Annotated in this window: 9 protein-coding genes; 7 read left to right on the forward strand and 2 right to left on the reverse strand. The window is 54.9% G+C overall.

From position 1 onward, the window contains the following. Positions 1-19: 19 nt before the first annotated feature. The 7 genes from ENN40_08195 (at position 20) to dnaB (ending at position 5,118) form a co-directional block, all read left to right on the forward strand. Positions 20-979 carry a ribose-phosphate pyrophosphokinase gene (locus ENN40_08195; protein HDP95324.1) on the forward strand — a complete coding sequence of 320 codons (960 nt, stop codon included), beginning with the start codon at positions 20-22 and terminating at the stop codon, positions 977-979. Positions 980-1,006: 27 nt separating this feature from the next. Then, on the forward strand, positions 1,007-1,657 hold the full coding sequence (locus tag ENN40_08200; protein HDP95325.1) for a 50S ribosomal protein L25: 651 nt from the start codon (positions 1,007-1,009) through the stop codon (positions 1,655-1,657). Between the two features lie 12 nt (positions 1,658-1,669). Then, positions 1,670-2,389 (forward strand): aminoacyl-tRNA hydrolase, encoded by a 720-nt coding sequence (locus tag ENN40_08205; protein HDP95326.1) that lies wholly within the window; start codon positions 1,670-1,672, stop codon positions 2,387-2,389. Next, on the forward strand, positions 2,356-2,790 hold the full coding sequence (rpsF, locus tag ENN40_08210) for a 30S ribosomal protein S6 (protein ID HDP95327.1): 435 nt from the start codon (positions 2,356-2,358) through the stop codon (positions 2,788-2,790). Before ENN40_08205 ends, rpsF begins: the two co-directional genes overlap by 34 nt. Continuing rightward, on the forward strand, positions 2,780-3,046 hold the full coding sequence (gene rpsR, locus ENN40_08215; protein ID HDP95328.1) for a 30S ribosomal protein S18: 267 nt from the start codon (positions 2,780-2,782) through the stop codon (positions 3,044-3,046). The genes rpsF and rpsR overlap by 11 nt, the downstream gene beginning before the upstream one ends. A gap of 1 nt (position 3,047) precedes the next feature. After that, positions 3,048-3,641: a 50S ribosomal protein L9 gene (locus ENN40_08220; GenBank protein HDP95329.1), complete on the forward strand. Its 594-nt coding sequence runs from the start codon at positions 3,048-3,050 to the stop codon at positions 3,639-3,641. 76 nt (positions 3,642-3,717) lie between these two features. Beyond that, positions 3,718-5,118, forward strand: a complete 1,401-nt coding sequence (dnaB, locus tag ENN40_08225; GenBank protein HDP95330.1) for a replicative DNA helicase — start codon at positions 3,718-3,720, stop codon at positions 5,116-5,118. A gap of 299 nt (positions 5,119-5,417) precedes the next feature. Here the strand turns inward: dnaB and ENN40_08230 are convergent, their stop codons facing one another. Both ENN40_08230 and ENN40_08235 read right to left on the reverse strand, forming a co-directional pair. Continuing rightward, positions 5,418-5,759 carry a hypothetical protein gene (locus ENN40_08230; protein ID HDP95331.1) on the reverse strand — a complete coding sequence of 114 codons (342 nt, stop codon included), beginning with the start codon at positions 5,757-5,759 and terminating at the stop codon, positions 5,418-5,420. Beyond that, positions 5,756-6,331, reverse strand: coding sequence for an RNA polymerase sigma factor (locus tag ENN40_08235; protein ID HDP95332.1), 576 nt, complete (start codon positions 6,329-6,331; stop codon positions 5,756-5,758). The genes ENN40_08230 and ENN40_08235 overlap by 4 nt, the downstream gene beginning before the upstream one ends. Positions 6,332-6,728: the final 397 nt, after the last annotated feature.

Below are 6,728 nucleotides of genomic sequence, written 5' to 3' on the forward strand. Positions count from 1 at the left end.
CCCGTTCAGGCAGGTCAGAATGAAGAGCAAAAACAACTTTTTGGTTTTTTCGGGATCCGCGAATCCCGGCCTGGCGCAGAGCATCGTCTCCCATTTGGGTTGCGAACTGGCGGATTGCACCCTCACCACTTTCTCTGACGGTGAGATCCGTTTTCAGAGCCATGAAAACGTGCGTGGCGCCGATGTGTTTATCATCCAGTCCCTGTCCGGGGATATCAATTTTCACATCATGGAATTGCTGCTCATGGCGGATGCCCTGAAACGCGCTTCCGCCAAACGCATCACTGCGGTCATCTCCTACTACGCGTATGCCCGCCAGGACCGTAAGGACCGGCCCCGTGTACCCATTTCCGCGCGTTTACTGGCGGAATTGCTTGAAACCGCGGGATTTTCGCGGATATTGACCATTGACCTGCACGCCAACCAGATCCAGGGATTTTTCAATGTGCCGGTGGACAACCTGATGGCCTTGCCCATTTTCGTGTCTTACCTGCGTGAAGAAGCGGATCTGAATTTGAAAAACCTGGTCATTGTGTCACCGGATGCGGGCGGTGTCGAACGGGCGCGCCTGTTTGCCCGGCCCCTGCACGCGCGCCTGGCCATTGGAGACAAGCGGCGCTCCGGTCCCAACGTGGCCGAAGTGATGCACATTATCGGTGAAGTCGACGGTTGCGACGCCATTGTGGTGGATGACATCGTGGATACGGCCGGCACCATGACCCAGACCATTCGGGCCATTAGGGAAAACGGCGCCCGCCGCGTATTCGCCGCCTGCACCCACGGAATCTTTTCCGGAAAAGCCTTGCAACGGCTGACCGACTCCCCCCTGGAAAAGATCTTTGTGACCGATACCATTGCCCAGGAAGCCAATCTGCGTGCCAATAACAAGATCCAGGTTCTTTCCGTGGCGCAACTGTTTGCGGATGCCATAGCCAGCATCCGTGATGAGACATCGGTATCCAAGTTGTTTTTGATATAGATCAGCACTGTTAACGAGGAGCATTCAATGCAAGACATTATTGCCATCAAGGCGGAGCCCCGCGAACGATTGGGGAAGGGTATTGCCAAAAAACTGCGCCATAGCGGCCGCGTTCCCGCGATCATATACGGCGGAAAAGAGGAATCGATCCCGATTTCCATCAGCCGGGAAGATCTCAAATCCATCCTGAAATCCGACAAAGGCATCAACTCCTTGCTTCGTATTGAGCGGGAATCCATTGTTGTGGACGCCATGCTCAAGGAGGTCCAGTACGATTACCTGCAGGAGACGCCGATTCATGTGGATCTGATCCGTATCGACCTAAACAAACCCGTGGTGATCAGCGTTCCTATCGCCATTGTCGGCGAAGCCATCGGCATCAAGGAAGAGGACGGCATATTTGATTTCGTGACCCGCACCCTGGAACTGCGTTGCCTGCCGAACCGGATCCCCCGCGAGATCACCGTTGATGTGTCCGAACTGCACGCGGGAAGCTCCATTAAAGTGGAGGACCTGCAATTCAGTGAAGACGTCGAAATGCTGGCCGACCCGCGTTCCGTGATCTGCGCCGTAACCGCCAAAACCGCTGAAGAAGAGGTCGTGGTAGAGGAAGAAGAACTCGTGGAGGGCGAAGAAGCCGCGCCCGACGAGGGCGAGCCTGAGTCGGAAAGCGAGTAGAGGGAGGCGTGCATCACTGTCTTTGTGGGCCTGGGCAATCCCGACCCGGCATACCTCAATTCACCGCACAATGTCGGTTTTCAATCCGTTCTGCGTTTGCACGAATTGCTTGGCAGCGACGAACCGCTCGATCTGGGAACCGTGGTTCTGCGGCGGGGAACACATGCAGGGCAGCCCTTTGTACTTGCCCGGCCACTCACCTGGATGAACGATTCCGGGCGCGGGGTGGAATGTCTGTTGCGCTACCTGGAGGCGGACGTGTCTGATTTGGTGGTCATCACCGATGATATCGACCTGCCATTGAGTGAAATCCGTATTCGCGCCGAAGGCGGTGCGGGTACGCATCGCGGCATGCGATCTCTGGTGCAAACCCTGGAGCGAAAGGATTTTGCCCGGATCCGTATCGGTATTTATCCCGATGATTCTGCGCCGGTGGACCTGGCCGCCTACGTGTTGGCCCCTTTGCAGGGAGACGCTCGGAAGAAACTGGAAAAAGGCGTGGAACGGGCCGTTTCCGCCGCGCGGGAACTGCTCGAAAGCCGGAACATCCAGGCTGTGATGAATCGCTTCAACCGCCGAAGTCGCCGGGAATCAAACCCCGGTCCGAATACACTCTTTGCTCCCCCGGATGGGGGGGGCTGCCGGTCCCTCACCGGGACCGGAGCGGCGCATGCCGCCTCAATCCAAAAGGAGGATGAATGCAACGATCGTATGAAATCGGGTTCATCGTAAATCCCGATGCAACCGAAGAGGAAGTCAAGAAGATCAATGACCTTGTGGTTTCCCTTGTGGAAAAGAACGAAGGCAAGGTGGACAAAGTAGACGAGTGGGGCAGGCGCCCGCTCGCTTATCCCATCGAGGATCATGCGGAAGGGATCTACACTTTTGTCAACGCCACCATGGACGGCGGCAATGTTGCGGAACTGGAAAAACGCATCAAGTTAAGCGAAAAGGTGATGCGCTACATTATCATGCGTTTGGATGATCGTTTGCGCAAAAGCAATCGCTTGGTAAAGAAGTGGAAGCGCAATGATGAACGCCGCTCCCGCGAACCGAACCGGGACCAGGATGGTGATGATCGCAGGCGTGAACCCCGGAGCAGGGATCAACAGGAGGATAGCGATGGCAAATAGACCCCAACCCCAACGTCGAAGCAATAAAAAGTTTTATTTTTCGCGCAAAAAATTCTGTGTGTTCTGTAAGGACCGGGTCCAGTTCATTGATTACAAGAACTACAAGCCCCTGGAACGTTTCATGATGGAGACGGGCAAGATCGTTCCATCCCGGGTGAGCGGCGTGTGTTCCTACCACCAGAAACAGTTGACCAAGGCCATCAAGCGGGCGCGTCATATGGCGCTGCTCCAGTTTGCCGAGTCCAGGAGGGGTTGACATGAAGGTATTGCTGACTAGAGAAGTCGACAAACTTGGAATCGTGGGAGATGTGGTGGATGTGAAGCCCGGCTATGCCCGGAATTTCCTTTTGCCCCGGGGGCTGGCGCTGAACGTGACTCCCCACAACGTCGCCCTTATGGAACGCAGGAAAATCAAGTACTTGAAGGAGTTGGAATCCCTGCGTGAGAAGGCGGAAGCCCAGAAGGAATCCCTGGAAGCCGTGCTCCTGGAATTCGAACGCAAGGCCGGGGAGAACGGCGTTTTGTTTGGATCCGTTACCACCACGGACATAGAGACATACCTGGCGGAGAAAGGATTTGAAGTGGATCGCAAACGCTTTCACCTGCCTGAAGCCATCAAGAAAGTGGGTGAGTTCACCTGCCTGTTCAAATTGCATCCGGAAGTAACCGCTGAAATGCGCATTAGAGTGAAGCCTGAAGGCGAGATGGAACCTGTGGCCGTGACGGAGGAACCGCAAACGGCAGCGGATGAACCCAATACCGAAGGTGCTAAGCCGGAGGAGATTGAGGAACAATCCGCGGATTCCGACGAAAAATCGCAAAGCGACAGCGAAGATTTAACCGGGGATTGACAATCGTTCCCTCCGCCGCGGCACTGTCGCCGTGGCGGAGGGGTACGGCCCAGGCCGAGACAAGGGAGGGAAGCCAATGCCGGATGGCAGTCAGTCGGGACTGATTCCCGCCATGCCGCACGACGAGTTTTCCGAGCGTGCTTTGCTGGGAGCTATGCTCATTGACAATCGCTATGTCAATGAGGTGTTTTCTGAGATCAATTCCGATGACTTTTACCGTGAATCCCACCGGGTGATCGCCGCGGCCGTGGATTACTTGGTCAACAAAGGAAAAACCGCGGACATGATCACCGTGTCCGGCCTGCTGAAAGGCCGCCGGCAATTAAAAATCGCCGGGGGTTATGATTACATCGCTTCCGTGGTGGACGGCATTCCGGAAAAGCTGGATATCGCTGAATATGTCCAGGTGGTCAAGGATCGCTCCGCGTTGAGGCAGATCATGCAGACCTCCCTGGGCGTGATCGATCAGGGGGCGCAGACTCCGCATGAAGGATCGGAGGCGGTGCTGAACCGCTTGCAGGAATCGATTATCAAGATCTCTGAGAGCCGGATCAAACGAGGCTTTCACCCCATGCAGGAATTGGTTCCCGCCACTGTTGAGTTGGTTAACCGCATCCAGAAACACGGGGAAAGCGAAGGCTTGAAAACAGACCTGACGGAACTGGATAACATGACCGCGGGATTTCATCCCGGCGACCTGATCGTAATCGCCGCCCGCCCCTCCATGGGAAAGACCGCGCTTGGGCTTAATGTGGCTGCACGCATGGCCATCAAGTACGAAAAAACCGTGGGGTTTTTTTCAATCGAGATGGCAAGGACCCAGATCATCATGCGCCTGCTGGCTCTGGAAGGCCGGGTTTCCATGGCCGCCCTGCGTACGGGCAAACCACGCCTGACTCAGAAGGAGTGGGCCGACCTGGAACTGGCCGCCACCAACCTGGGCCGGGCCGGATTGTATATCGATGATTCCCCCAGCCTTTCCATTGTGGAAATGAAGACGCGGGCGCGGCGCTTGAAGAACGAGCGGGGCCTGGATATCGTGTTTGTGGATTATCTACAACTGCTTAAAGTGGGTGCGGACATGGTCCGCCGCAGCGATTCGCGCGCCCAGGAAGTGTCTGCCATTAGTTCGGCCTTAAAAGAGATGGCCAAGGAACTGCAGATTCCCGTAGTGGCGCTGGCCCAGTTGAACCGCTCACCGGAAACCCGCGGTACACGTCGCAGTGAAGGTCCCAAGTATCAGTTGTCTGACTTGAAAGAGAGCGGCGCTATTGAACAGGACGCGGACCTGGTGATGTTTCTCCACCGCGAGGAACAGAACGATCATGACACGGAGCGCAAGGGAGAAGCCGACCTGATCGTGGCCAAGCAGCGCAACGGTCCCACCGGGCGTATTGTGCTCACTTTTATCGACAAGTACACCAAGTTCCTGAATTATCAGCGTGCTCCGGGAATGCCGGATACCGAAGTTTTCTAGCCTTTACTTCGCGACAATCCCCGCTCGAATTGCAGGTAAATGACTATGGGCAAGCGGCGAGTGGCAAGGGGCAGGAGCAAAGTCGAAAGTCTAAAGTTGAAAGTAAAAGCACCAGGCAAGTGGCGAAGGTAGGGAACTCCTGGGAGGACTCGTAGAAGGTAGAACGTAGAAAGTAGAAAAAATCGGACTGTCGTTGAGGTTTCTTGCCTTTACTTTCGACTTTCAACTTTCGACTGCCTGTCTCCTGTCACCTGATACCTGTCACCTTTTTTCAACTTTCCAACTCTTCAACTTTTTTTTTAAAACTCCGCCTCCTCTTCCAGGCTGACCTGTTCCACCGCGTAATGGGTCTGCCCGTCATAAGTAGAAAACATCACATCCTCGACCACGGGGATTACCTCTTTGGAACTGGTTGTGATTGGAGAGCGATTGGCCTGGAGAACCGGTTGGGTGGATGAATGAGGCAGGGACAATGCCAGAGCGAAAACAAAACCCAGCGCCGCGGAAACCACGATTGTGGTCACGGTCACGCGCCGCCTGCGCCGACAGGATTCAATGCGGGAAAACACCCTTTCTTCAAAGCCCTCGGACAGGGGGTGATCCATTTCCTGCCGGCTGAACAATTCTTCCATGCGGTTCATTCCATACCTCCGTTCATCAATGCCCCGGCCAGGCCATTCCGGGGCAGGGCGGTTTCTCTGGTGATGCCATCCTCTTGCAACATGGTCCGCAGGCGCTGCTTGGCCCGGAAGACCAGGGTTTTGACCGTACCGACGGGCTTGTTGGTCATGGCGGCGATCTCCTTAAAGGAAAAGTTATCCAACTCTTTCATCACCAGGGGGATGCGGTACTTTCCAGGCAAGCGTGATAGCAATCCCGCCAGGGTGATCTCGTCTTCAACGGTCGGGATCACCGCCGCTGTTCCTTCGCTCACTTCTTCTAAAGAGAGCCAGTGACGAATGCGTTGGCGCCGAAACTCATTGCGCGCCAGGTTGGTGGCGATGGTGTAAATCCACGCCTTCAAATTGTCTGTGCGCAGGGTATGCGCTTTGAAATACACCTTGACAAAGGTATCCTGGGTCAGCTCTTCCGCCAATTCAGGGTCTTTCACCAGAACGCGCAGGTAGTTGTAGATCTTTACCTTGAATAGGTCCATTACGCGCACCAAGGCCTTGCGGTCACGGGCCTTTAACTCTGAGATCAGGTCTGTCATGTCCGACACTGATTTATTAGACGTAGATACGGATCATCTGGTTTCACCGGAAGAAAGTTGAAAAGTTGGGTTCTTTTACGTTTCGTGTGGGTTTGGGGGTTATACTTATTTGAAAAAATGATAAGGCTGCATGAGAGTACCCTTTCGGGCACAAATCACCGCTCACCACTTCGGTTCGGACCCATGCGGTCTTCGGCGGACTAAAATGACCCCGGTGGTTATTTGGGATGTAATCCGGGGCATCATTTTACCTTCGGTCGTCCTGCCTCAGCCTATGGGGCCCCGGAACCTGCCGTTTGCGTTCGCTTATGCTTTATGCCCTGCGGGTATGTATGCCCTCTGGGTACTCATCACAACAATTTCTCGCTCATCATCTATGCGGATTTACCCACACGAA

This window comes from Candidatus Aminicenantes bacterium (assembly GCA_011049425.1).
Classification (GTDB): domain Bacteria; phylum Acidobacteriota; class Aminicenantia; order UBA2199; family UBA2199; genus UBA876.